This is a genomic window from Streptomyces sclerotialus, assembly GCF_040907265.1.
Lineage (GTDB): Bacteria > Actinomycetota > Actinomycetes > Streptomycetales > Streptomycetaceae > Streptomyces > Streptomyces sclerotialus.
The window spans coordinates 688,188-712,346 of the sequence record NZ_JBFOHP010000002.1; the positions used below are offsets into that span (position 1 = coordinate 688,188).

22 protein-coding genes are annotated in these 24,159 nt (G+C 73.2%); 11 read left to right on the forward strand and 11 right to left on the reverse strand.

The features are described 5' to 3' along the window. Nucleotides 1–5 precede the first annotated feature (5 nt). Together AAC944_RS03200 and AAC944_RS03205 are read right to left on the reverse strand one after the other, a co-directional pair. Nucleotides 6–1,085: a CU044_5270 family protein gene (locus AAC944_RS03200; protein WP_037771030.1), complete on the reverse strand. Its 1,080-nt coding sequence runs from the start codon at nt 1,083–1,085 to the stop codon at nt 6–8. Then, nucleotides 1,082–1,705 (reverse strand): RNA polymerase sigma factor, encoded by a 624-nt coding sequence (locus AAC944_RS03205; RefSeq protein ID WP_030606832.1) that lies wholly within the window; start codon nt 1,703–1,705, stop codon nt 1,082–1,084. The genes AAC944_RS03200 and AAC944_RS03205 overlap by 4 nt, the downstream gene beginning before the upstream one ends. A 235-nt stretch (nt 1,706–1,940) precedes the next feature. On the opposite strand from AAC944_RS03205, the gene AAC944_RS03210 reads away from it, so the two are divergent. Continuing rightward, a complete protein-coding gene (locus tag AAC944_RS03210) occupies nt 1,941–2,603 on the forward strand; it encodes a TetR/AcrR family transcriptional regulator (RefSeq protein ID WP_030606829.1) in 663 nt (220 codons plus the stop codon). Here AAC944_RS03210 and AAC944_RS03215 read toward each other — a convergent pair. The 3 genes from AAC944_RS03215 to AAC944_RS03225 are packed head-to-tail and all read right to left on the reverse strand — an operon-like array spanning nt 2,586 to nt 5,540. Continuing rightward, nucleotides 2,586–3,353, reverse strand: coding sequence for an ABC transporter ATP-binding protein (locus AAC944_RS03215; protein ID WP_368397233.1), 768 nt, complete (start codon nt 3,351–3,353; stop codon nt 2,586–2,588). The two genes, AAC944_RS03210 and AAC944_RS03215, sit on opposite strands and share 18 nt — an antisense overlap. 55 nt (nt 3,354–3,408) lie before the next feature. Further along, on the reverse strand, nt 3,409–4,458 hold the full coding sequence (locus AAC944_RS03220; RefSeq protein WP_030606823.1) for a FecCD family ABC transporter permease: 1,050 nt from the start codon (nt 4,456–4,458) through the stop codon (nt 3,409–3,411). Beyond that, complete coding sequence (locus AAC944_RS03225; protein ID WP_030606820.1) at nt 4,455–5,540, reverse strand: FecCD family ABC transporter permease; 1,086 nt, start codon at nt 5,538–5,540, stop codon at nt 4,455–4,457. The genes AAC944_RS03220 and AAC944_RS03225 overlap by 4 nt, the downstream gene beginning before the upstream one ends. Nucleotides 5,541–5,701: 161 nt before the next feature. Between AAC944_RS03225 and AAC944_RS03230 the strand changes: the two genes are divergently transcribed. The 9 genes from AAC944_RS03230 to AAC944_RS03270 all read left to right on the forward strand — a co-directional run bounded on the left by AAC944_RS03230 (nt 5,702) and on the right by AAC944_RS03270 (nt 16,227). Continuing rightward, a complete protein-coding gene (locus AAC944_RS03230; protein ID WP_030606817.1) occupies nt 5,702–6,688 on the forward strand; it encodes an ABC transporter substrate-binding protein in 987 nt (328 codons plus the stop codon). Further along, the gene (locus AAC944_RS03235) at nt 6,685–7,473 is read left to right on the forward strand and encodes a 2,3-dihydro-2,3-dihydroxybenzoate dehydrogenase (RefSeq protein ID WP_030606813.1); all 789 of its coding nucleotides are present in this window, start codon (nt 6,685–6,687) and stop codon (nt 7,471–7,473) included. The genes AAC944_RS03230 and AAC944_RS03235 overlap by 4 nt, the downstream gene beginning before the upstream one ends. A 68-nt stretch (nt 7,474–7,541) precedes the next feature. Next, nucleotides 7,542–8,765, forward strand: a complete 1,224-nt coding sequence (gene dhbC / locus AAC944_RS03240) for an isochorismate synthase DhbC (protein ID WP_030606810.1) — start codon at nt 7,542–7,544, stop codon at nt 8,763–8,765. Continuing rightward, a complete protein-coding gene (locus AAC944_RS03245; RefSeq protein WP_368396817.1) occupies nt 8,762–10,441 on the forward strand; it encodes a (2,3-dihydroxybenzoyl)adenylate synthase in 1,680 nt (559 codons plus the stop codon). Before dhbC ends, AAC944_RS03245 begins: the two co-directional genes overlap by 4 nt. Before the next feature lie 27 nt (nt 10,442–10,468). After that, nucleotides 10,469–11,101 (forward strand): isochorismatase family protein, encoded by a 633-nt coding sequence (locus AAC944_RS03250; RefSeq protein WP_030606804.1) that lies wholly within the window; start codon nt 10,469–10,471, stop codon nt 11,099–11,101. A 5-nt stretch (nt 11,102–11,106) separates the two neighbouring features. Then, complete coding sequence (locus AAC944_RS03255; protein WP_030606801.1) at nt 11,107–11,334, forward strand: phosphopantetheine-binding protein; 228 nt, start codon at nt 11,107–11,109, stop codon at nt 11,332–11,334. Then, entirely contained in the window at nt 11,331–15,263 is a 3,933-nt protein-coding gene (locus tag AAC944_RS03260) for a non-ribosomal peptide synthetase (protein ID WP_030606798.1), read from the forward strand. The genes AAC944_RS03255 and AAC944_RS03260 overlap by 4 nt, the downstream gene beginning before the upstream one ends. Then, nucleotides 15,260–15,448, forward strand: a complete 189-nt coding sequence (locus AAC944_RS03265) for an MbtH family NRPS accessory protein (RefSeq protein WP_037771027.1) — start codon at nt 15,260–15,262, stop codon at nt 15,446–15,448. Before AAC944_RS03260 ends, AAC944_RS03265 begins: the two co-directional genes overlap by 4 nt. Further along, nucleotides 15,445–16,227 carry a 4'-phosphopantetheinyl transferase family protein gene (locus tag AAC944_RS03270; RefSeq protein WP_063759845.1) on the forward strand — a complete coding sequence of 261 codons (783 nt, stop codon included), beginning with the start codon at nt 15,445–15,447 and terminating at the stop codon, nt 16,225–16,227. Before AAC944_RS03265 ends, AAC944_RS03270 begins: the two co-directional genes overlap by 4 nt. Here AAC944_RS03270 and fes read toward each other — a convergent pair. Beyond that, entirely contained in the window at nt 16,161–17,429 is a 1,269-nt protein-coding gene (fes, locus tag AAC944_RS03275) for an enterochelin esterase (protein ID WP_030606789.1), read from the reverse strand. The two genes, AAC944_RS03270 and fes, sit on opposite strands and share 67 nt — an antisense overlap. A gap of 167 nt (nt 17,430–17,596) precedes the next feature. Here fes and AAC944_RS03280 point away from each other — a divergent pair, with 167 nt between their 5' ends. Continuing rightward, nucleotides 17,597–18,661 carry a YncE family protein gene (locus AAC944_RS03280; RefSeq protein ID WP_030606786.1) on the forward strand — a complete coding sequence of 355 codons (1,065 nt, stop codon included), beginning with the start codon at nt 17,597–17,599 and terminating at the stop codon, nt 18,659–18,661. Nucleotides 18,662–18,787: 126 nt separating this feature from the next. On the opposite strand, the gene ligK is transcribed toward AAC944_RS03280, so the two are convergent. The 5 genes from ligK to AAC944_RS03305 all read right to left on the reverse strand — a co-directional run bounded on the left by ligK (nt 18,788) and on the right by AAC944_RS03305 (nt 24,135). Beyond that, nucleotides 18,788–19,471 (reverse strand): 4-carboxy-4-hydroxy-2-oxoadipate aldolase/oxaloacetate decarboxylase, encoded by a 684-nt coding sequence (gene ligK, locus AAC944_RS03285; RefSeq protein WP_030606782.1) that lies wholly within the window; start codon nt 19,469–19,471, stop codon nt 18,788–18,790. Between the two features lie 24 nt (nt 19,472–19,495). After that, complete coding sequence (locus AAC944_RS03290) at nt 19,496–20,521, reverse strand: amidohydrolase family protein (protein ID WP_030606779.1); 1,026 nt, start codon at nt 20,519–20,521, stop codon at nt 19,496–19,498. Between the two features lie 22 nt (nt 20,522–20,543). Further along, on the reverse strand, nt 20,544–21,872 hold the full coding sequence (locus AAC944_RS03295; protein ID WP_030606776.1) for an MFS transporter: 1,329 nt from the start codon (nt 21,870–21,872) through the stop codon (nt 20,544–20,546). Nucleotides 21,873–22,036: 164 nt separating this feature from the next. Next, entirely contained in the window at nt 22,037–22,990 is a 954-nt protein-coding gene (locus tag AAC944_RS03300; protein WP_030606773.1) for a catechol 2,3-dioxygenase, read from the reverse strand. Between the two features lie 71 nt (nt 22,991–23,061). Next, nucleotides 23,062–24,135 carry a 4-oxalomesaconate tautomerase gene (locus AAC944_RS03305; RefSeq protein WP_030606770.1) on the reverse strand — a complete coding sequence of 358 codons (1,074 nt, stop codon included), beginning with the start codon at nt 24,133–24,135 and terminating at the stop codon, nt 23,062–23,064. Nucleotides 24,136–24,159: the final 24 nt, after the last annotated feature.

The window sequence follows — 24,159 nt, forward strand, 5'->3', positions numbered from 1 at the left end:
GGCCGTCAGCTCTTCCCGGTGGCCGAGTTGTCCGGTTCGCCGCCCACCACCTGCCCGGCCGTGGGCCGCTCGCCGGCCTTGTCCACCACCGCCCCTGCCAGCACGGCGTTGCTGGAGAGCAGCGTGCCGGCAGCACCGAGCGAGGTGTCCTTGATCAGGTAGGTACGGGATCCCAGGAAGGAGAGGTCGTCGGCGTCGAAGACCCACTCCGAGCGCTCGCCGTACCGGGTGTCGGTGCGGGCGATGCCGACGCCGTGCCGGCCGATGGCGTCGTGCGCCTTCGGGGCCTCGGTGACACCCGGTATGCGGGCGGCGGCCCGGTACAGCGCCGCGGCCAGCTCGGGCGGCATGACCCGCTCGGAGATCAGGTACCCGATCTGCTCGAAGGCCGCCTGGTCGTGCTCCTGCCCGGCCGTCTTGTCGGTGTGGGCGTAGACGTACTTCAGCAGCGCTTCGGGGTCGGTCGGGAGCGAGGCGAGCCAGCGGTAGGTGGGCCGGTGCCAACCCGGCTCGGTGCCGTTCTCGTCGCCCAGTTCGGCGTTGATCGGCAGGGTCTCGCCGTCCTCGCGGACCAGGCCGAGCTTCTTGACCGGGCCCGGGCGCTGTGAGGACCAGACCTCCCGGTCCTTCAGGGGGCCGGTGACGGCCTTGCCGCTCGTCACGTCGGCGTCGCGGCCCTTGCTCTTGACATAGACGAACTGGTCGTCCCGCACGGGCGTGACGTCGGTCGCCAGGGCAACCTCGGAGATCCGGCCGAGCAACGCCGTGGCCTGCTGCCCGGAAGCCGAACTCCGGGCCTGGGGCACGGCCTTCGGGCCGGTCCCGTCGTCGCCTGCCACGGCGAGGCCCACGGTCAGCGCTCCGGCCAGGGCGAGCGCCGTGACGGGTGCCAGCACGGCCGGGCGCAGCAGCCGGCGGCGGGCGGCCATGGCGCCGGCCTGGTCGCGGTCGATCTGTCGCATCAGGGTTTCCTTGTGGTGGAGGTGGCGCTCCGCCGGGAGGTCCCATTCGGCCGGGGCAGGCAGCAGCCTGGCCAGTTCGTCGGCCTCGTCCCGGTCGGGGCGGGCGGGGGCGGCGTCGGTCACGGGGTTTCCTCCTCGGCGGGCAGGGCCACGAACGCGGCCCTGCTTCTTACCTCTCCGCGGACCCGCCGCGGTTCCGTGTCTTTCCCGTTCTCCTCGCTGAGCCGGCTGAGCCGGCTGAGCCGGTCGCGGGCGCGCGACAGGCGGGACCGCACCGTGCCGACGGGGATGTCCAGGGCCTGCGCTGCCTGCGCGTAGTCCAGCCCCGACCACACGCACAGGGCCAGCACCTCACGTTCCGGCCGGCGCAGCCGGTGCAGCGCCGCGTGGACCGCGGCGAGCCGGCGGGCGTCGTCGATGCGGCCGGCCGCTTCCTCGGCGAAGTCGTCCACCGGGGGCGGCGCCGGGGCGCGGGCGAGGAAGGCGAGCCGGCGGCGCAGGCTGCGGTGGGCGTTGTGGGCCTTGTTCGTCGCGATGCCCAGGAGCCAGGCTCGGAGCGAACCACCGTCCGGGTTCAGCCGCTCGCGGGTGGTCCAGGCGGCCAGGAAGGTGTCGGACATGATCTCCTCGGCGTTCGACCAGTCGCCGGTCAGCCGCAGGGCATGGTTGTAGACCGCCCGCGCGTGCTCCTCGTACAGGTCGGCGAACGCCTGACGGTCCCCGGCCCGGATCCGCCGGCGCAGATCGTCCGCGTGCTCTGATTGCTTCACACCCGTTACCTGTTCGCGGGCCACGAGCGGTTCCAGTGATCTGGACCACTCACCCGGGCGCGCCCGGAAAGCGCCCGTCGCCCCCTTTTCTACCTGGCGTCCGGCGTGCGGCCGCACGGGGTGCGCCGCCCGGTTAAGTCAGCCGTTTGACCTGGCTGAGCGAGACGCGTTCACTGAGCGCAGACAGCAGGGACGGAAGGGAGACGCGATGGTCCGCGGAGCGGCCCGGTCCGGGCGGGGCGAGGGAACCAGAGAGGCCCTCCTCACCGTCGCGGAGCGGATGTTCGCCGAGCACGGTGTGTTCGCCGTCTCCAACCGGCAGGTCAGTGAGGCCGCCGGGCAGGGCAACAACGCCGCCGTCGGCTACCACTTCGGCACCAAGACCGACCTGCTGCGGGCGATCGTCCGCAAGCACGCGCGGCGGATCGACGAGCTGCGGCAGGCGATGCTGGCGGAGACCGGCGGCTCGGAGGACGTACGGGACTGGGTGGCCTGTCTCGTCCGCCCGAACACCGAGCACCTGGCCGAGCTGGCCGGCCCCACCTGGTTCGCGCGGTTCGCCGCCCAGGTGATGACCGATCCGGTGCTGCGCGAGATCATGATCGACGAGACGTTCGGGCCCACGGTCCAGCAGACCCTCGACGGGCTCAACCGGTGCCTGCCCGACCTGCCGCTGCCGGTACGCATCGAACGCGGCGAGATGGCCCGGCAGCTGCTGGTGCACACGCTCGCCGAACGGGAACGCGCACTCGCCGACAACACCCAGGCCACCCCCTCCACCTGGTCCGAGTACGCGAGCGGGCTCATCGACGCGATCACCGCCGTCTGGCTCGCGCCCGTGACCCCCCGCACCTCACGGAGCCGCTCCTGAGCGGGCGCGGGGAACCACGACCGGTGAGCCGTCACCGGGGGCCCGCAGGATGTCCGCGTCCAGCGCGTAGACGTCCTTGATCAGCGCCTCGTCGACGACGTCCCGGGGCGCGCCCTGGGCGAGCACACGGCCGTCCTTCATGGCGACGAGCGTGTCGGCGTAGCGGGCCGCGGCGGCCAGGTCGTGCTGGACCATGACGACGGTACGGCCCGCGGCCGCGACCTCGCGGACCAGTTCCAGTACGTCGACGACGTGGCCCAGGTCGAGGGCGCTGGTCGGCTCGTCGAGCAGGATGACGGGGGTGTGCTGGGCGAGGACCATCGCGAGCCAGCAGCGCTGGCGCTGGCCGCCGGAGAGCCGGTCGACGCGTTCGCCGGCCAGTTCGGTGGTGCCGGTGGCCGCCAGTGCCGCGCGTACGGCGTCCTCGTCCTCGCGCGACCACTGCCGCAGCAGCCCTTGGTGGGGGTGGCGGCCGTAGCGGACGAGCCCGGCCACGGTGACGGCCTCGGGGGCGCGCGGCGACTGCGGCAGCAGGGCGACCCGGTGCGCGGCCTGCCGCCGGCTCAGTCCCCAGATGTCGTCGCCGGCCGCCAGGACCGTACCGGACGCGGGCTTGTGCAGGCGGGCGAGGGTGCGGAGCAGGGTGGACTTCCCGCAGCCGTTGGGGCCGACGACGGCGGTGACGTGGCCGGCGGGCACCGTGAGGTCGACGTCGTGGACGACGGGGCGGCCGGGGTAACCGGAGTGCAGCGCCCGGACTTCGAGGCCCGGCGCCGCGGCGGCTGGGTGTGCGTCATGGGGGTGTTCATGCCTTTCCGGTGGTCCGTTCCGTGCGGAAGAGGACCCAGAGGAGGAAGGGGCCGCCGAGGACGCTGGTGACGACGCCGACGGGCAGTTCGACAGGGGCGATGACGCGGCCGAGCGCGTCGGCGGCGGCGATGAGCGCGGCGCCGGCGAGGGCCGAGCCGATGACCGGGACCCGGGTGGGGCCGGCCAGCCGCTGCGCGAGAACGGGGGCCGCCAGGGCGACGAAGGCGATCGGGCCGCCGACGCCCACGGCGAGGCCCGCCAGGGCGACGGCCACCGCGAGTGCGGCCGCCCGTACCCGCCGCAGGTCGACGCCGAGCGAGGCCGCCATGTCGTCGTCGAAGCGGAGGAGTTGCAGCCGGTGGCCGACCGCCAGCGCGAGCGGGAGCAGGAACAGCAGGGCGAGCGAGAGCGGCACTCCGACCCCTCCGTCGCGCCCGTTGAGGCTGCCGACGGCCCACAGGAAGACGCCGCCCGCGGTGTTGTCGTTCTCGCGGGACATGATGAGGTCGCTGACCGCGCCGAGGAAGGTGGAGACGCCGATGCCGACCACGAGCACGCGGTAACCGGCCGCGCCCGCGCCGCCCGCGCACAGCACGACGACCGCGGCGGCGGCCACGGCGCCCAGGGGGCCGAGCCACCAGTCGCCCACCATGCCGGTCGCGGAGCCGGCCACGGAGGCGACGACCGCGGCGGTCGCACCCTCGTTGACGCCGACGAGGTCGGGAGTGGCCAGCCGGTTGCCCGCCAGGGTCTGGGTCAGGCAGCCGGAGACGCCGAGCGCGGCACCGACCATCAGGCCGACGAGGACGCGTGGCAGCCGGAACTCCTGGACGATCATCACGGTGCCGGGGTCGCCCGTACCCAGCAGTCCGGAAACGGTCTGCGACAGACTCATACCGGTCGAACTCGCCAGCACCCCGCAGCAGATGAGGACGGCGGCGAGCGGCACCAGGAAAGCGGCGGCCCGTGCGCTGCGGCGGGGGAAGAGCCACGACAGGGTGCCGGTGCGCAGCACGACGCTGTCGGGCGGGGTCACGTCCGTCATGCCGAGGCTCCCGCGGTGGAGAGGCGGGACGAGCGGGCGATCCAGATGAGGAGCGGCCCGCCGACGAAGGCGAGCAGCACGCTGACCGGGGTCTCCCAGGGCCGGATGACGACGCGGGCGAGGATGTCGGCGAGGAGCATGATGTCCGCCGCGATCAGCGCGGAGAGGGCCAGTTGTACGGCCATGCGGGCCCCGGCCACGGCGCGCGCGGCGTAGGGGGCGAGCAGTCCGAGGAAGGCGATGGGCCCGGCGACGGCGACCGCGCAGCCGACCAGCAGCGACACGGCCCCGGCCACCACCAGGCGGATCCGGCCCGGGTGGTGGCCGAGCGAGCGGGCGCTGTCGTCGCCGAGGCCCAGTGCCGACAGCGGCCGTGCGCAGCCGAGTGCGGCCAGCAGGCCGGCGGCGGCGAGCGGCAGGAGCGGCAGGAGGTCGGAGATCTCGACTCCGGCGAGCGAGCCGATCGTCCAGTACCGGTACGTGTCGAAGGTCGACTGCGTACCGAGGAGGACGTACGCGGTGAGGCCGTGGAAGGTGGCGCCCAGCGCGGAACCGGCGAGGACGAGCCGCAGTGGTGATCCGGCGGCGCGTCCGGAGGCCGCGAGCAGGAGGACGACGGCGCTGGCGGCCATACCGCCGACGAGTGCCCAGACCAGCAGTGCGGCCGACGACGTGACGCCGAAGAAGGTGAGTCCGAGGACGACCGCGAAGGCGGCACCGGAGTTGACGCCGAGCAGTCCGGTCTCCGCGAGGGGGTTGCGGGTCGCGGCCTGGAGCAGGCAGCCGGACGTGCCGAGGCAGACCCCGACCAGGACGGCGGCGAGGGTGCGCGGCAGGCGTACGTCCAGGAGCGCGAGGCGCAGTTGGGTGTCGGCGCGGGCCGCGGGGTCGCCGGTCAGGTACCCCCAGGCCCGGGCCGGGGAGCTGTTGCCCGTCCCGATGAGGAGGGACAGCAGTGCGAGCCCGAGGAAGACGACGACGAGTCCGGCGGCGGCCCACGACGCGCGTCTCGCTTCGGGCGACGGGTGCCGGACATTTCGGCTTCCCGTGGTCCGACCCCGGATTTCTTGCACTTTCCACATATGGTTAGCCTAACCTAAGTTCCGACCCGTCAGCCGACGGCTCGGCAGGCTCACGCACGCCCTGATCGCGCCGCGCACCCCGCCCAGGCCCTTGTCCAACGCCCCGGCGCCGCCTGCCGGATCGATCCCCACAAGCGCACGACAAACGCAGAAAGAGGCCCCTGGTGTCGACTACCGTCTCGCCCTCCCGCAGATCCCCGCGCTCCGTCGCCGCGGCCGCCGTGCTCGCCGCCCTCGCGCTGGCAGCCACCGCCTGCGGCTCCTCGGACCAGAGCGCGAAAACGGGCGGCTCCGGCGAAAGCGGCACCACCCGGGTCACCGACGCGACCGGCGCGAAGGTGCAGGTGCCGGCCGCCCCGAAGCGGGTCGTGGCGCTCAGTGAGATGGACCTGGACTCCGCGCTCGCCCTCGGCGTCAAGCCCGTCGGACTCACCGCGGGCCGCGGCCAGAAGGGCGCCCCCGCCTACCTTGCCGACCAGGCCGAGGGCATCCCCGTGGTCGGCGCGGTCACCGGCCCGGACATCGAGAAGGTCGTCCAGGCGAAGCCGGACGTCATCCTGGCCGGCCAGCTCGCCGACCAGCAGGTGCTCCAGCAGCTCAAGAAGATCGCCCCCACCGTCGTCACGGTGGACGGCACCAAGAGCTGGAAGAAGTCCCTCGCACTCACCGGCACGGTGCTCGGCAAGGCCAACGAGGCGGAGAAGTTCCTCAGTTCGTACGACGGCAAGGTCGCCGCGCTGAAGAAGGACCTCGGGTCCGAAGCGGGCGCCGAGGTGTCGGTGGCCCGCTACTCCGCCAAGGGCACGGCCGTCATGCAGCAGGGCGTGTTCATCAGCGACGTGCTGAAGGACCTGGGCTTCGGGCGGCCCGGCATCCAGAACGAGAAGGGCGAGGGCCACTCCTCCCCGATCAGCGACGAGAACCTCCAGGAGATCGACGGGGACTGGCTGTTCATCGGCACCCTCTCCTCGGCCGGACCGGACAAGGGCCTCCTGGACGAGCTGGCCGGGAAGCCCGCCTACAAGGAGCTGAAGGCCGTACGGGACCACCACGCCACCGTCATCGACGGCTCCAAGTGGACCAGCCTGGGCGGCGCCCAGGCCGCCGTCTCCGTGCTCGGCGACATCCGGAAGGCGATGGTCAAGTGAGCGCCGACCAGGAGCTCGCCGGGCGGTTCGCACTCGTCACGGGCGCGGGCCGGGGCATCGGCCGCGCGGTCGTGGAGGTGCTCGCCGGGCGCGGCGCCCGCGTCCTCGCCACCGACCTGTCCGCCGGGGACGTCCGGACGCTCGCGAAGGACCTCGGCGACCAGGTCGTGGCCCGCCGGCTGGACGTCACCGACGCCGCGGCCGTCGAGGAACTCGTCGCCGAGGCCGAAAGCACCCTGGGGGCACTGGACATCGCGGTCAACGTCGCCGGCGTCCTGCGGCAGTCCGACGTCGTGGCCACCACCGACGCGGACTGGGCCGCCACCTTCGCCGTCAACACCGACGGGGTGTTCCACGTCTCGCGCGCGGTCGCCCGCCGGATGGGCGGGCGGGGCCGCGGCAGCATCGTCACCGTCGCCTCGAACGCGGCCGGGATCCCGCGCGCCGGCATGTCCGCCTACGCCGCGTCCAAGGCGGCGACCGTGATGTTCACCAAGTGCCTCGGCCTGGAGCTCGCCTCCCGCGGCATCCGCTGCAACACCGTCTCCCCCGGCTCGACCCTCACCGACATGCAACGCAGCATGTGGACCTCCGGCGACGAGGAGGCCGCCGCACGACGGGTGATCGAGGGAGACCTCGCCACCCACCGCACGGGCATCCCGCTCGGCCGCATCGCCGACCCCGCCGACATCGCGGAGGCGGTCGCCTTCCTCGCCTCCGACCGGGCCCGCCACATCACCATGCACGACCTGTACGTCGACGGTGGCGCCACCCTCCGGGCCTGACCTCCGCCTCCGGCCCCTCCGAACGGCCGCCGACCACGGCCGTACCGACCCTCCCCCTGGAGACACCCATGTCCGCCTCCTTGCGTGAACCCACCGCCCTCCCCCACGGCCCCGCACCCGGCGCCGTGGTCACCCCCGGCTCGGCGACCGCCCTGCTCGACGAGTACCGCCCGGGAACGGACCGCTTCCTCGCCACCCCGCACCGCACCCTGCTGGGCCGCGGTACGGCGGCCGAGGTACCGCACGACGCCAGACCGTTGCCCGATCGCGTGCGCGACGTCCTCGATACGCGGCGGCGGACGGGCGACGCGGCGCCCGTCGTCGTCGGATCGGTGCCCTTCGCCGCGGAAGCCCCGCCCGCACTGGCCGTGCCGCACGCGGTGCGCTGGGCACCGCCCCTGCGGGAGGACCCGCTGGTCGTGCTGCCGGCCCCGGCCGCCGACGACGAACAGGACCAGTGGCAGGTGCGGCCCGTACCGGAGCCCGAGCAGTACGGCGCGGCCGTGGCCGCCGCTGTCGAGCGGATGCGCGCCGGCGAGTTCGACAAGGTCGTACTGGCCCGCACGCTGGAACTGACGTCGGCCCGCGAGCTGGACCTGCCCGCCATGCTGCGCCGGCTCGCCCAGCGTGACCCGGCCGGCTACACCTTCGCCGTCCCCAGCGGCCCGGCCCGTACGCTCATCGGCGCCAGCCCCGAGCTGCTGGTGGCCCGCCGCGGCGGGCGGCTCGTCGCCAACCCGCTGGCGGGGTCGGCACCGCGCAGCACCGACCTGGCCGAGGACGTCCGGCGCGCGGCCGCGCTGCTGGACTCGCCGAAGGACCTGCACGAGCACGCCGTGGTCGTGGAAGCCGTGCGCGAGGCGCTCGCGCCGTTCTGCCGCTACCTGGACGTCCCCGCGCGGCCCACCCTGGTGCGTACCGCCGCCATGTGGCACCTGTCGACCACCGTCACCGGCGAACTGGCCGACCCCGGCCGCACCACGGCCCTGCACCTGGCGTCGGCGCTGCACCCCACGCCCGCAGTGTGCGGCACCCCCACCGACGTGGCCCGCGAGGTCATAGCCGAGTCCGAGCCCTTCGACCGCGGCCCGTACACCGGCATGGTGGGCTGGCAGGACGCGGACGGCGACGGCGAGTGGGTCGTGACGATCCGCTGCGCGGAGGCCGAGGGCCGTGCCCTGCGGCTGTTCGCGGGGGCCGGCGTGGTGGCCGCCTCCTCGCCGGAGGCCGAGACGGCCGAGACCGGCGCCAAGTTCGGTACCTTCCTGAACGCCGTGGGAGCCGCGCTGTGAGCACCACCGGAACCGCCGCCCCGCCGCCCCTGGCGACCACACCTGGCCTGGACGCGCCCACCTGGCCCGCCGAGTTCGCCGCGCGCTACCGCGCCGCCGGGTACTGGCGCGGGGAGACGTTCGGCGGCGTACTGCGCGAGCGCGCCGCGGCCCACCCCGACCGTGTCGCCCTGGTCGACCCCGCCCCCGAGCGCCGCACCTGGACGTACCGGGAGCTGGACGAGAGCGCCGACCGGCTCGCCGCCGGGTTCCTCGCGCGCGGCATCTCCAAGGGCGACCGGGTCGTCGTGCAGCTGCCCAACGTCGGGGAGTTCATCGAGGTCGTCTTCGCGCTGTTCCGGATCGGCGCGCTGCCGGTCTACGCGCTGCCGGCCCACCGGGAGACGGAGATCGCGCACTTCTGCTCCTTCACCGAGGCCGTCGCCTACGTCATCCCCGACCGGCACGCCGGGTTCGACCACCGCGAACTGGCGGCGAAGATCAAGGAGCGCACTCCCGCCCTGCGGCACGTGTTCGTCGTCGGGGATCCGGGCGAGCACACCGCGCTGTCCGAGGTCCCGTGCGACCCGGCCGGGCCGCCCGCCGGGCCCGAGCCGCACGAGCTGGCGTTCCTCCAGCTGTCCGGCGGTACGACCGGCGTGTCCAAGCTCATTCCGCGCACCCACGACGACTACATGTACTCGCTGTGGGGCTCCAACGAGATCTGCGGCGTCGACGCCGGCACCCGCTTCCTCGTCGTACTGCCCGCCGCACACAACTTCCCCATGAGCTCCCCGGGCTGGCTGGGCGCGCTGTACGCCGGTGCCACGGTCGTCCTGTGCCCGCGGCCCGACCCCGCGACGGCCTTCCCCCTCATCGAGCGGGAGCGGATCACCATGACCGGCATGGTGCCGCCGCTCGCCCTGGTGTGGACGGACGCCGCGCCGCAGACGGAACACGACCTGTCCAGCCTGGAGCTGGTGCTGGTCGGCGGCGCCAAGTACAGCGAGGCGGCGGCGCGGCGGCTGGAGCCTGCGCTGGGCTGCCGGCTGATGCAGGTCTTCGGGATGGCCGAGGGGCTCGTCAACTACACCCGGCTGGACGACGACTACGAGACGATCGTCACCACCCAGGGCCTGCCGATCTCCCCGGACGACGAGATCCGCATCGTCGACGACGCCGGACAGGACGTCCCCGACGGCGAGTTCGGGCATCTGCTGACCCGGGGCCCGTACACGATCCGCGGGTACTGGCGCGCTCCCGAGCACAACGCGCGGACCTTCACCGAGGACGGCTTCTACCGCACCGGCGACATCGTGCGCCGCACCGCGACCGGTCACCTCGTCGTCGAGGGCCGGGCCAAGGACCAGATCAACCGGGGCGGGGAGAAGATCGCGCCGGAGGAGGTCGAGAACGTCATCCTCGGCCACCCCGCCGTGCACGACGTGTCCGTCGTCGCGGTGGCCGACGCGTACCTCGGTGAACGCTCCCTCGCGTACGTGATCCTGCGCGACGGCGCCGCGCCGCTGAAGCCCGTCGCCGTCAAGCGGTACGTCCGCGAGCGCGGCCTCGCCGCCTACAAGGTCCCCGACCTCGTCGAGTTCGTCGACGCCTTCCCGCGGACCGGCGTCGGAAAGGTCAGCAAGAAGGGGCTGCGGTCCTCCGCCGCCACGCCCACCGCCGACTCCGACCGCTGACGCGCACCACCTGAAAGGCTGCCGCCCATGGCGCTTCCCGCCATCGCCCCCTACCCGCTGCCGGCCCCCGACGAGCTGCCCGCCAACCGTGTGTCCTGGACCGTGGACCCCTCGCGCGCGCTGCTGCTGGTCCACGACCTCCAGCAGCACTTCCTCGACGCGTTCCCGGCCGGCGAGCAGCCGGTGACCGGCATGCTCGACAACACCGCACGCCTGCTCGCCGCGTACCGCCGCCTCGGCGTCCCGGTCGTCCACTCCGCCCAGCGCGGCGGCCAGACGCCCGAGGAGCGCGGCCTCCAGCTGGACTTCTGGGGCCCGGGCGTCGCGGACGACCCGCAGAAGCTGGCGGTGCCGGACGTGGTCGCGCCCGCCGACGGGGACATCCGCCTCACCAAGTGGAAGTACAGCGCCTTCGTCCGCACCGAACTGGAGACGCTGATGCGCGACTCCGGGCGCGACCAGCTGGTGATCACCGGCGTCTACGCGCACATCGGCGTGCTGATGAGCGCCGCCGACGCGTGGCAGCGGGACCTCCAGGCGTTCGTCGTCGCCGACGCCGTCGCCGACTTCTCCCGTGCCGACCACGACATGGCCCTGCGCTGGGCCGCCGGCCGCTGCGCCGTCGTGACCACCACCGACGCCCTTCTGAAGGAGATCTGAGAGCCATGGCGCTCACCCTGGAGCAGATCCGCAGCGACGTCGCCGACTCCCTCGGCGAGGATCCCGCTGACATCCCCTACGACGAGAACCTGGTCGACCACGGCCTGGACTCGGTACGCATCATGGCCCTGCTGGAGCGCTGGCGCCGCGACCACGGCGTCCAGGCGGCCTTCGCCGACCTCGCCGAGCAGCCCGCCATCGAGGCGTGGGCACCGCTGCTGGGGGCCGCATGACCGCCACGGCGACGGAGGGCACCGGTCACCGGTCCGGCGCCGCCGGCACCCCGCTGCCGCTGACGGCGGCCCAGTCGGGCATGTGGTACGCACAGGCCCTCGATCCGCTGAGCCCCGCGCAGAACACCGCCGAGTGCCTGCACATCGACGGGCCCCTCGACCCGCGGCTGTTCGACGCCGCGCTGCGCCGCGTCACCGCGGAGGCCGACGCGCTGCGGATACGGGTCGAGGACACCGCCGAAGGGCCGCGTCAGCGGGTCCTGGACGCCGTCGAACCGCCGCTGGCCCTGTGCGACCTCCGCGGCCGCGACCGGGCCGAGGAGGAGGCCGAGGCGTGGATGCGCGCGGACCTCGCCGAGCCCTTCGACCTCGCGGCGGGGCCGCCGTTCCGGCACGCGCTGTTCCGCGTCGGCGAGGAGCGGTGGCTGTGGTACCAGCGCATCCACCACCTCGTCATGGACGGTTACGGCTACTCGCTGCTCGTCCGGCGCACCGCCGAGGTCTACACGGCGCTCGTCCGCGGAGACGAGCCGGGCCCGCGCACCTTCGGGTCGCTGACCGACCTCCTCACGCAGGACGCCGAGTACCGCGCCTCGGAGGCGTTCGAGGCCGACCGCGCCCACTGGACGGAGGCGTTCGCCGACCGGCCCGAGGCGTCCCGGCTCGCGGGCCGCGGCGCGCTGCCCTCGCGTACGTTCCTGCGGCACAGTGCGCAGCTCGGTCCCGAGGCGACGGAGCGCGTGCGGGAGCTGGCCTCCGAACTGCGCGCGACCTGGCCGGACGTGCTGATCGCCGCCCAGGCCCTCTACACCTCCCGGGCGACAGGGCGTGCCGATGTCGTGCTCGGCCTGCCGATGATGGGCCGCATGGGGTCGGTGGCCTTGCGCGTGCCCGGCATGGTGATGAACGTGCTCCCGCTGCGGCTGACCGTCACCCCCGACGCGACCTTCGCGCAGCTGGTGCGGCAGGTCGTGCTCGGCATCCGGCAGGTGCGCAGGCACCAGCGCTACCGGTACGAGGACATCCGCCGTGACCTGGGGCTGCTCGGCGAGAGCCGCGGCCTGGTCGGCCCGCTCGTCAACATCATGCCGTTCGACTACGACATCGACTTCGCGGGCGCGCCCGCACGGGCCCGCAACCTCTCCGCCGGCCCGGTCGACGATGTGACGGTCAACATCTACGACCGCGCCGACGGGCGCGGCCTGCGCATCGACCACGACGGCAACCCGGCGCTGTACGAGGACGGCGCACTCGCCGCACACCAGGAACGCTTCCTGCACCTGGTCGACCGGCTCGCCAGCGCCGACCCGCACCTGCCGCCGGCCGCCCACCCCATTGCGACGCCGAGCGAACTCGCCCTGGTCGTCGAGGAGTTCAACCGCACCGACGCGGAACTGCCGCCCACGACGCTGGTCGGCCCGATCGAGTCCCAGGCCATGCGCACGCCCCACGCCACGGCGCTGGTGTACGAGGACACGTCGCTCACCTTCGCCGAGCTGAACGCGCGCGCCAACCGCCTCGCGCGGCACCTCCAGACGTACGGCGCGCGGCCCGGCGCGGTGGTGGCCGTCTCGCTGCCCCGGTCGGCGGAGCTGGTGGTCTCGCTGCTCGCCGTGGTCAAGACGGGGGCCGCGTACCTGCCGCTCGACCCGGACTACCCCGCCGGACGGCTCGCCTTCATGCTGGCGGACGCGGCTCCGGTGTGCGCCGTCACCGACCGCGCCGACCGGCTGCCGGACGACGCGGGGACCCCGCTCGTCGTCCTGGACGGACTCGACCTGTCCGGGTACCTCACCATCAACCCGGGGCGTCCGCTCACGCCCGCGCACCCCGCGTACGTCATCTACACCTCCGGCTCCACCGGCAGGCCCAAGGGCGTCGTCGTCCCGCACGGGGCCATCGACAACCGGCTGCGCTGGATGCAGCACGCGTACCCGATCGGCGCCGGGGACCGGGTGCTGCAGAAGACACCGTCCTCGTTCGACGTGTCGGTGTGGGAGTTCTTCTGGCCGTTGCGCGCGGGCGCCACGCTCGTGGTGGCCGCGCCCGGCGGCCACAAGGACCCCGCCTACCTGACCCGGATCATCCGCGAGCAGCAGATCACCACCTGCCACTTCGTGCCGTCCATGCTGCAGGTCTTCCTGGCCGAGGCGGAGACCGGAGCGGCCGGCTGCGGCAGTCTGCGGCAGGTGTTCTGCAGCGGGGAGGCGCTGCCCCGCGAGACGGCGAACGCCTTCGCGCGCACGCTGCCGGGGGCCGAGCTGCACAACCTGTACGGACCGACGGAGGCCGCCGTCGACGTCTCGTACCACGCCTGCGTCCCGGACGGTACGGGCCCGGTCCCGATCGGCCGGCCGGTGTGGAACACCCGGCTGTACGTCCTGGACGCGGCGCTCCAGCCCTGCCCGCCCGGCGTGGCGGGCGAGTTGTACCTCGCCGGGCGGCAGCTCGCCGACGGCTACCTCAACCGTGCCGGCCTGACCGCCGCCCGCTTCGTGGCGAACCCCTTCGGTCCGCCGGGCAGCCTCATGTACCGCACGGGCGACCTGGCGCGCTGGACGGACGAGGGCGAGGTGGAGTACCTCGGCCGCACCGACCACCAGGTGAAGCTGCGCGGCCAGCGCATCGAGCTGGGCGAGATCGAGACGGCCCTCGCGGCGCAGGCCGGTGTGGACGGGGCGTGCGCCCTGGTACGGGAGGACCGGCCGGGCGAGCAGCAGCTCATCGGCTACGTGACGGGCGGTGCGGATCCCGCCACCGTACGCGCCGCGCTGACGGGCGTACTGCCGGAGCACATGGTGCCGACGGCGGTCGTGGCCCTGGACGCGTTCCCGCTGAGCCCCAACGGCAAGCTGGACCGCCGTGAACTGCCCGCGCCGGTGTTCGCCGGGAGCGGGGGCGGCCGGCGCCCCGCCGGGGCGCGCGAGGAGGCGCTGACGCGGCTGTTCGCGCAGGCGCTCGGCGTCGAACAGGTGGGCCCTGACGACGCGTTCTTCGACCTGGGCGGTACCTCGCTGCTCGCGGTGCGTCTGGTGGCGCGGATCCGGGAGGAGCTGGGTGCCGAGCTGACGATCGGTTCGCTGTTCGAGGCGCCCACCCCGGCGGCGCTCGCGGCCCGTATCGACAGTACGGGACCCGCGTCCGAGGACGCGCTGGACGTCGTGCTGCCGCTGCGCACCGAAGGCGACCGGCCGCCGCTGTTCGCCATCCATCCGGCGGGCGGTATCGCGTGGTGCTACGCGGGCCTGTCGGCGCGGCTCGGCCCGGGGCAGCCGCTGTACGGCATCCAGGCCCGCGGCCTGGTGCGCGACGAACCGCTGCCGTCGACGTTGCGGGAGGAGGCGGCCGACTACGTCGAGCGCATCCGCGAGCTCCGGCCGCACGGCCCGTACCGGCTGGTGGGCTGGTCGGTCGGCGGCGTCCTCGCCCACACGGTGGCCGTCCTGCTGCAACAGGCCGGTGCGGAGGTCGAACTCCTGGCGCTGCTCGACGCGTTCCCGGCCGAGCAGTGGCGGGAGAACGCCGCGCCCGAGGAGGGCGACGCGCTGACCGCGGTGCTCCGCATGGCGGGCTTCGACCGTACGCACGAACGCGACCGTGCCGACGTACTCGCCACACTGCGGCAGGCGGGCAGTCCGCTCGCCGGTCTCAGCGACCACACCCTGGCGAGGATCGTGGACATCGTGCCGAACCACGCGCGCATGATGCGCGAGCACCACCACGAGGTGTTCGACGGTGACGTGCTGTTCTTCACGGCCGCCGCGCCGCGTCCCGAGGACTGGCTGACGCGGGAGGCGTGGCGTCCGCACGTGAGCGGCGCCGTCGTCAACCATGACCTGGACTGCACGCACCCGCAGCTGATGCGGGAGCGGCAATTGGACGACATCGCCGCGGTGCTGGCGGCGCGCTTGAAGGAGCTCGACGCATGACGCAGCAGGCAGGCCCGTTCGACGCGGGCACAGGTGAGGGCGACACCCACCTGGTGCTGGAGAACGACCACGGCCGCCGGTCGCTGTGGCCGGTGTGGCGCGCCGTGCCGCCGGGCTGGTCCGCGCGGTTCGGGCCGGCTCCGCACGAGGCTTGCGTGCGTCACGTGGAGACGCACACCGCATGACGCCGATGACCGCGGTACGGCCGTGGCCGGACCCCGGACCGCTGCCCCGGCCGCAGGACCTCGCCCCGGGTCCGCGGCTGTGGCTGGTCCGGGCTCCCGGGCCGGGCGCCCCGCCCGATGAGTCGGTACTGGACGACGAAGAGCGCCGTCGCGCGGATTCGCTGCGGCGGCCGGCCGACCGTGCCCTGTACGTGGCGGCGCATGTGGCGCTGCGCCGCGCGCTGGGCGGCTGTCTGGGGCTTCCGGCAGCGCGGGTTCCGCTGACGCGGCTGCCGTGCCCGGGCTGCGGCGGGCCGCACGGCCGGCCCGCCGTGGCCGGGCCGTACGGCGCGTACGTGCACTTCTCGCTGTCGCACACGGGCGGCCTGGCCCTGCTGGGCCTGGCCGCCCGGCCGGTGGGCGTGGACGTCGAGCGCGTGCCGGAGGAGCGGCTGGTGGAGGACGCGGCCGGCGCGCTGCACCCGGCGGAACAGGAGGAGCTGGCCGGGGCGGCGCCGGACACCCGTGCCCTCGCGTTCGCCCGCTGCTGGACCCGCAAGGAGGCCTATCTGAAGGCGATCGGCGAGGGCCTGTCCGGGGACGGGCTGCGCACCGTCCGGCTGGGGACGGGCCCCGCGCCGGCCGGGCTGCCGGGCTGGCTGCTCAGCGACGTCGAGGTGCCGCCGGGGTACGCCGCGGCCTGCGCGCTGCCCGAACCGGGGCGGATGCGGACTCAGTCCGCGGCACCGGAGAGCAGGCCCTCCAGTCCTGCCGCGAGCTCCGTGCGCCAGCACAGGTAGTCGTGCCCGCCGTTGAACTCCCGGTACACGGCGTCGTCGTAGCCGGCGGTGGCGAGCGTCTCGCGGAGGCGCCGGGCCGCCGGGAGGGCCACCCACTCCTGCTCCCCGAAGGAGAGCCAGAAGCGCACCGGCAGCCGCGGCCCTTCGGCGATGCGGTCGGTGAGCCACTCGGCGCGGGGCCCGTCGGGCCACCAGAACGAGCCGGACTGGGCGAGGGCGTTGCCGAAGCGGTGCGGTGCGAGCAGGGCCGCGTACGCGGCGGTGAGCCCGCCCAGGCTCTGTCCTGCGACCACGGTCCTGGCCGGGTCCTCCGTGAGGGGCAGCAGGCCGCCGGCCCAGGGCAGCAGCTCGTCCGCGAGGAAGGCGACGTACTCCGGACGGCAGGTGAGCTCCGCCCACCGGGTGGCGGCGTCCACGGACTCCGGCAGCACGACGGCCACCGGGGGGATGCGGCCGTCGGCGATGAGGTTGTCGAGGAGGTGGGCGAGGCCGAGCCCGGGCTGCGCCCAGTGCTCGCCGTCGAGCAGGATCAGCACCGGCAGCCGCTGCCGCAGGTGTGCGGTGTGCGGCGGCCGGTACAGCCACACCCGCCGCGGGCCGTCGAGGTGCGCGCTGGTCACCTTGTGCTCGGTGACACCGCCGCGGGGGACGTCCTCGCGGGGTTCCCAGTCCAGGGCGCGCGGAGCGGCCGGGAGCTCGGCGCAGGAGACCGGCTCACCGCCCCAACGCCTGGACAGCGTGCGGCGGTTGAAAGGGTCGTTGCGGCGCTGGGTGCGGAGCCACTGCCAGTACGCGGTGGAGCCCGGCTCGGGGCCTTCGCCCTCGTCGACGTGGAAGTCGTAGGTGCCGTACCAGTCGTGGCGCAGCCGGAGCGTCCAGTGCCACACGTCGGTGCCCGGGACGTGCTCCATCACGTTGCCCTCGGGGGCGCGCGGGTCGCCGAGTTTGTTGGGCAGCACTTGGACGGCGCGGGTGGCGGGCGTACCGCGCCAGAGGAAGGTCACGGCGCGGTGGTCCGCACTCCCTTGGGGGTCCGGCCCGACGAGCGGAGTGCCCTGCCGCCGCACGTCGGCCCAGAATTCGCGGACTTCACCGGGGTCCGGCAGGGCACGGGCGGGGTGCGCGAGACGCGGCAGCGGGGTGGGCCGCGCCGACCGGGGCGGCCGGTGCGGATCTCCCTGTGGGGGCACGGACAGGTTCATGCGGGCGGACTCCGACCGACGAGAAGGTCAACTTAGGGTCACCTTACCTTCTCAGCGGAAGTGGCGCGGGCCACACCGGAAATCGAATATTACTTAGGAAAGGCTAAGCTAAGTTACGTGTTGCGCACTTCCCCAGAAGTGCCGTCCGCCAAGGAGATTGACGCAGCATGACCTCTCTCATCCGCCGTATGCGCCGTACCGCCGCGATCGCCGTGGCCGCCGCAGCGGGCAGCTCGCTGGTGCTCACCGGTACCGCCTCCGCACACTCCGGCACCGCGCACGCCGGCACCGCCGGCCAGGCCGTCACGAGCGCGCCGCTCACCAAGGGCCTCTACCAGTCCGCGTACTCCGAGCGGAACCACGTGCTGTGGACCACCGCCGCCGTCGGCCGGCCGCCGGTCACCCGGTCCACGCTGATGAAGGTCGACCCGCGCACGCTGAAGGTGCAGGCGTCGTACACCCCGCCGGTCACCGACGAGGCCACCGGCGCCGTCGAGGCCGTCTACGGCGTGGCCGTCGACGACGAGCACAACACCGTCTGGACCACGAACACCCGCAACGACACCGTCGCCGTCTACAGCCAGCGCACCGGCAAGCACCTCGCCACACTGCCGGACGTGGCGCACGCCCGCGAGATCGTGGTCGACGAGCGCCACGACACCGTGTGGGCCAGCGGCTTCGGCGACGGCTCCCTCGTGACCTTCGACAGCCGCACCTTCAAGGAGAAGGAGCGGATCACCGTCGAAGGCGCGAGCCCCACGGGCCTCGCCGTGGACGAGCGGTCCGGCACCGCCTACGCCGCCGACCTCAACAACGACCGCATCATCCAGGCCTCCCCCGGCACCACGGACCCGCGGTTCATCCCGGCCGGCGACGCGCCGATCTCGATCGCGCTGTCCAAGGACGGCCGCACGGCGTACACCGCCGACCAGAACGGCGACGGCATCTCCGTCGTCGACCTGCGCAAGGGCGCCGTCACCAAGTCGGTCACCACCGGCAAGGGCGCCCTGTCCGTGGCCACCGACACCCGCTCCGGCCGCGTCGTGGTCGTGAACCGCACCGACGCCACCCTGTCGGTGGTGAACCCCCGCAAGGGCACCGTCGAGAAGACCGTGCCCACCGGCACCGACCCCAACCACGTCGAGGTGGCCGGCGGCACCGCGTACGTGGTCGACAAGTCCGGCACCGGCACCGCCGACGACAAGCTGACCCGGATCCGTCTCGGCCACTGATCCCTGGGGATCCCACCAGCGGTGGCCCCGCACGTGCGGGGCCACCCTGCCGGACCAGCTCGGACACCAGGGCACTGACGTTGTCGGGCTTCCGTGAAACGGCGGAGCTGCTGCCGACGCCCGCGGTCAGTCGACGTAGCGCAGACCCGCGGCCTTGAGCGGCTCGCGCATGCCGTAGACGTCGAGGCCGAGCTCGCCGGCGGCGAACCGCTGCCGCTTGCCCTCCTCGTTCTCCTCCCGCTTCCGGGCGGCCTCGGCCACCTCGGCGACGCGCCCCGCCGGCACGACGACCACACCGTCGGCGTCGCCCACGACCACGTCACCGGGGTGGACCAGCGCGTTGGCGCAGACGACGGGGACGTTGACCGAGCCGAGGGTGGCCTTCACGGTGCCCTTGGCGTTGACCGCGCGGCTGAAGACGGGGAAGTCCATGGCCGCCAGCTCCGCCACGTCGCGGCAGCCGCCGTCGATGACGAGGCCGCGGCCGCCCTGGGCGCGGACCGACGTCGCGAGCAGTTCGCCGAAGAACCCGTCCTCGCACTCGGTGGTGCAGGCCGCGACCAGGACGTCGCCCGGTTGCAGCTGCTCAGCGGCCACGTGCAGCATCCAGTTGTCCCCGGGCTGGAGCAGGACGGTGACCGCCGTGCCGATGAGTCTGGCCTCGGGGTAGACGGGGCGGATGTAGGGACGCATGAGGCCGGTGCGGCCCATGGCTTCGTGGATCGTGGCCACACCGAAGGGTGCGAGCTTCTCGACGTCCTCGCCGGACGGCCGGTCGACGGTGCGGTGGACGACTCCGAGTTCATACATGAGGTGTTCACTCTTTCCGCTGGTTCAGCGTCCCTGCCGCGTGAGCAGGGCGTGCAGACGGGGGTAGACGGTGCGGGCGTTGCGCTCCTGGACGTCGGCCAGCTCCGTGGCGGACAGGCCGGCGCTCTTCACGTAGCGGCGGGTGTCGTCGAAGTGGTGGCCGCTGCACGGGTCGATGTCGCGGACGGCGCCGATCATCTCCGAGGCGAAGAGGACGTTGCGGCAGGATACGACGTCGAGCAGCAGGTCGATGCCGGGCTGGTGGTAGACGCAGGTGTCGAAATACACGTTGTGCAGGAGGTGTTCCTCCAGCGGCGGCTTCTTCAGCGCCATGGCGAGACCGCGGAAGCGGCCCCAGTGGTACGGGACGGCGCCGCCGCCGTGCGGCAGTACCAGGCGCAGTGTGGGGAAGTCCGTGAACAGGTCGCCCTGCACGAGCTGCATGAATGCCGTGGTGTCGGCGTTGAGGTAGTGCGCGCCCGTGGTGTGGAAGGCCGGGTTGACGCTGGTGCTGACGTGCACCATCGCCGGGACGTCGTACGCGACCATGGCCTCATAGAGCGGGTACCAACTGCGGTCCGTGAGCGGCGGGGCCGTCCAGTGGCCGCCCGACGGGTCGGGATTGAGGTTCACGGCGACCGCACCGAGCTCCTCGACGCAACGCTTGAGCTCCGGTACGCAGGTGGCGGGGTCGACGCCCGGCGACTGCGGGAGCATCGCCGCGGGGGCGAAGCGCTCCGGGTACAGCGTGCTGACGCGGTGGATCAGGTCGTTGCAGAGGGCGGCCCACCGGGAGGAGGTGTCGAAGTCACCGATGTGGTGGGCCATGAACGAGGCGCGGGGCGAGAAGACCGTCAGGTCGATGCCGCGCTCGTCCATCAGGCGCAGTTGGTTCGGCTCGATGCTCTCCCGCAGCTCGTCGTCGCTGATGCGCAGGTCACCGGGGGCGGGTGCCGCGGCGGGGCCGGGAAGGGCGGCGATCTGCCGGTTGCGCCATGCCTCCAGGGCGGGCGGCGCGGTCGTGTAGTGACCGTGGCAGTCGATGATCATTGGTGTGCTTGCTCCTTCTCGTTCAGGTCCTGACCGGACGCACCGTCAGGTCCGGTCCGGTGCTGCTGCGCTGACCGAGGCCGGCGAGACCGACCAGGACGGTCGCGAGCAGTGCGGTGGCGGCGAAGACGGTGAAGCCCCAGCTCTCCGCCTGGGCGGCGACGAGCTGACCGCCGAGCCACGGGCCGAAGACCGCACCGAAGCGGCCCATGCCGGAGGTCCAACCGACCGCGGTGGCCCGGTTGTCGGCGGTGGAACGCCCCGACACGGCCGCGTAGACCATGGTCTGGGCGCTGAAGAGCCAGAGGCCGGTCAGGAAGACCACGACGTAGGTGAGTACCAGTGGCATGTGGATGCCCAGCAGATGGATGCCGACGGCGGTGAGGGCGAACCAGACGGCCGCGACGCGCACGGCGCCGAAACGGTCGGCGATACGGCCCGCCACCAGCATGCCGACGATGCCGCCGACATTGATGACGACGAGGAAGGCCAGCGCTGAGCCGAGTTCGTAGCCCTGGCCGCGCATCATGGTGGGCAGCCAGGTGGAGACGCCGTAGACGAGCAGCAGGCCCCCGAAGGACGTGGCCCAGAACAGCAACGTCCGCTTCCAGTGGCCGTCGCGGAACAGCGCGGCCAGAGCATCCCAGCGGTCCGTTGAGGCGGCGGAGGACGGCCGCATGGCGGGTAGTTCGACCTCGTAACGCTCGGCCAGCCGGCGGGCCTCTTCGGTACGGTTGCGGGCCAGGAGGAAGCCGAGGGACTCGGGCAGGAACTTCACGACCAGCGGTACGGCGATGACCAGAGGCGCGAGGCCGACCCAGAAGGCGGAGCGCCAGCCGAAGGGCTCGACCAGCCAAAGGCCCAGGCAGGCCGCGAGGATGCCGCCCGCCTGGTGGGCGGTCATGAGCAGCCCGATCATGAGGTTGCCGCGGCCGCGGGGGGCGTACTCGGCGACCAGGGTGATGGTGGTGGGCAGCAGGCCGCCGAGGCCGAAGCCGGCGACGAAGCGGGCCAGCCCGAAGACACCGACGCCGGGGGCCGCCGCGCACACGGCGGAGGCGAGGGAGAACACCACGGTGCAGCCGATGATCACCTTTTTGCGGCCGATCCGGTCGGTGAGCGTACCCACCGACAGGGCGCCGAGCAGCATGCCGAAGGTGGCGTAGCTGCCGAGGTCACCGGCGCGCGCCGCGGTCAGTCCGAGCTCGGGGTCGTCGAGCATGCCGGGCAGCACGGCGCCGTAGATGAAGAGGTCCAGGCCGTCGAAGAGGACGACCAGCCAGCACAGGCAGACGACCAGCACGGCCAGCCGAGTACCGCGGGCGGCGGAGGGAACGGGGGAGGCGGACATCGGGGATCCTCTCGTCCAGGAGGCGAGTCCTCGAAGGGGAAGTGGTGGGGGTGGCGCGGTTCCTCGAAGGGGTGGGGGACGTAGGGCGGCGGCGCGGCTCGTGCCGCCGCCCCGGAGGCGGTGCGGGGTGCGGAGGCCGGCCCGAGGGGGTGTCGGCCGGGACGTCAGCCGACGGGCGGGGTGCCGTGGGTGTGGAAGGACTCGATGGTCTGCAGACCCCAGGCCTGGCCCTTGGCACGCTCGGCCTGGGTCCAGGTGACCAGCGGCCAGTCGGGGGCCAGGACCAGGCGGGTGAGCGGGTTGCACAGTTCGACGCGGTTGCCGCCCGGCTCGTAGACGTAGAGGAAGAACGTCTGCTGGATGGCGTGCTTGTGCGGCCCTGTCTCGATGAACACGCCGGTGTCGATGGCGAGGTCGGCGGCGCGCAGGATGTCCTCGCGGGTGTCCGTGGCGAAGGCGATGTGGTGCAGGCGGTTGTTCGAGCCGGTCCAGTCCTCGGTGTAGACGAGGTCGTAGGACTTGTTGCTGAAGGTCAGCCACTGGGCGGCGATCCGTCCGGTGTCCAGCTGGATCTGCTCGGTCGGCCGGGCGCCGAGCACCTGGCGCACGAAGTCGCCGTTGGGCAGCACGTCGGCGGCCAGGAAGTTGACGTGGTCCAGCCGGCGCACGCCCACGCCGTGCCCCGGCTTGGCCTGCGGCTGGTTCTTCAGGCCCGGCTTCAGCTCGTCCGGGGCCTGGTACCACTCGCTCTCCCAGTACAGGGCGTACTCGTGACCGTCGGGGTCGGTCGTCACGTACAGCTTGCCGATGCCCGGTTCGTCCTCGGCCCAGTGGCCGGCCCGGCCTGCGTTCTCCAGCTCCTCGACCCGGCGTTGCAGGGCCTCCTCGCTGGAGGTGCGCAGGGCGGTGCGGCGGATGCCGGAGGTCGAGTGGGCGGTGAGGACGAGGCTGTGGTGCTCGTAGTCGTCGAACGTCCGCAGGTACACGGAGTCACCGGAGCGGCCGTTCACGGTGAGGCCGAGGTAGTCGGTGAAGAACCGCACACTGGCGTCCAGGTCGGGGGTGAGCAGTTCGACGTGGCCGAGGTGGGCGATGTCGCCGAGCGGCGGGGTCGTCATCTTCAGGTCCTTAACGGTGTGTACGACTCAGGAGGGGGTGGCGCTCAAGGGGGCGCGGGTCGAACGGCGGGTCAGACGGGACGCGGGAAGACGGTGCCGTCGAAGATCTTCCGGGCGGTGCGGACGACGGCCGTACGGCGGGCCGCGGGGGCCGAGTCGCCCGTACCGGGGTCGACGGCGCTCTCGACGTCGAGGAAGCCGGTGGGGTGCTCGATCCTCAACCGGTCGCCTGTCTCGGGGAGTTCGGCCACGTCCTGACCTACGCCGCCGGGGACGCGCAGGCCGGCGGCGACGCCGGCAGCGCCCAGCACACCGATGGAGGTGTGGCAGCGGACCGGGATGAAGGTGCGGGTCATGACGGCTCCGCCGTGCAGCGGCGGCGCCAGCAGGCTGAGCTTGGGCACGGTGGTGCCGCTGACGTCGCCGAGGCCCATCAGCGGGCCGGCCGCCAGCCGGATCTCCTGGAGCCGCTCCCCCAGCCGCTGGTCCTCCTCCAGCTCCGCCGGCTCTTCGTAGCCGCTGACCGACAGTGCGGACGCGGCGATCAGCACCGTCGGCATGCCGTTGTCCACGCAGGTCACGGGGGTGTCCGCGAGGATGTCACGGGCCCGCCCGGTGGGCAGCAGGGGGCGGTCGCCCTGCTGGAACCCGATGACGACCGGCGCCGCCGTCCCCGGTACGCCGGAGATCTCGGCGGAGCCGTCGTAGGCGACACGGCCGTCCGGGGTGGCGAAGGTCGCGGTGGCGAGGTCCCCGGTGTTGAGCATGCGGATGCGTACGGAGGTTTCGCCGCTCCCGGGCTCCACCAGTCCGCGCTCCGCGGCGAACGGGCCGACGCCGGCGAGCAGGTTGCCGCAGTTCTGCCGGTCGGACACCTCGGGCCGTTCGACGCCCACCTGGAGGAACAGGTAGTCGACGTCGGCATCGGGGTGTCCGGAGGCGGAGACGACCGCGACCTTACTGGTGAGCGGGTGCGCGCCGCCCAGGCCGTCGATCTGCCGCGGGTCGGGGCTGCCCATGACGCGCAACAGCAGCGCGTCCCGGGCTTCCGCATCGAACGGCAGGTCCTCGGCGAGGAAGTACGCCCCCTTCGACGTACCGCCCCGCATCAGCATGCAGCGCAGCCCTTCGGGGCCGTTCGTCATTGCTGCGTTCTCCTAGGTGAGCAG

Coding starts and splice junctions, on each gene's coding strand:
- AAC944_RS03210 (WP_030606829.1), top strand. CDS start 1,941: ATGGTCCGCGGAGCGGCCCGGTCCGGGCGGGGCGAGGGAACCAGAGAG.
- AAC944_RS03220 (WP_030606823.1), bottom strand. CDS start 4,458: ATGACGGACGTGACCCCGCCCGACAGCGTCGTGCTGCGCACCGGCACC.
- AAC944_RS03225 (WP_030606820.1), bottom strand. CDS start 5,540: ATGTGGAAAGTGCAAGAAATCCGGGGTCGGACCACGGGAAGCCGAAAT.
- dhbC (WP_030606810.1), top strand. CDS start 7,542: ATGTCCGCCTCCTTGCGTGAACCCACCGCCCTCCCCCACGGCCCCGCA.
- AAC944_RS03250 (WP_030606804.1), top strand. CDS start 10,469: ATGGCGCTTCCCGCCATCGCCCCCTACCCGCTGCCGGCCCCCGACGAG.
- AAC944_RS03255 (WP_030606801.1), top strand. CDS start 11,107: ATGGCGCTCACCCTGGAGCAGATCCGCAGCGACGTCGCCGACTCCCTC.
- AAC944_RS03260 (WP_030606798.1), top strand. CDS start 11,331: ATGACCGCCACGGCGACGGAGGGCACCGGTCACCGGTCCGGCGCCGCC.
- AAC944_RS03265 (WP_037771027.1), top strand. CDS start 15,260: ATGACGCAGCAGGCAGGCCCGTTCGACGCGGGCACAGGTGAGGGCGAC.
- AAC944_RS03270 (WP_063759845.1), top strand. CDS start 15,445: ATGACGCCGATGACCGCGGTACGGCCGTGGCCGGACCCCGGACCGCTG.
- fes (WP_030606789.1), bottom strand. CDS start 17,429: ATGAACCTGTCCGTGCCCCCACAGGGAGATCCGCACCGGCCGCCCCGG.
- AAC944_RS03280 (WP_030606786.1), top strand. CDS start 17,597: ATGACCTCTCTCATCCGCCGTATGCGCCGTACCGCCGCGATCGCCGTG.
- ligK (WP_030606782.1), bottom strand. CDS start 19,471: ATGTATGAACTCGGAGTCGTCCACCGCACCGTCGACCGGCCGTCCGGC.
- AAC944_RS03290 (WP_030606779.1), bottom strand. CDS start 20,521: ATGATCATCGACTGCCACGGTCACTACACGACCGCGCCGCCCGCCCTG.
- AAC944_RS03295 (WP_030606776.1), bottom strand. CDS start 21,872: ATGTCCGCCTCCCCCGTTCCCTCCGCCGCCCGCGGTACTCGGCTGGCC.
- AAC944_RS03300 (WP_030606773.1), bottom strand. CDS start 22,990: ATGACGACCCCGCCGCTCGGCGACATCGCCCACCTCGGCCACGTCGAA.
- AAC944_RS03305 (WP_030606770.1), bottom strand. CDS start 24,135: ATGACGAACGGCCCCGAAGGGCTGCGCTGCATGCTGATGCGGGGCGGT.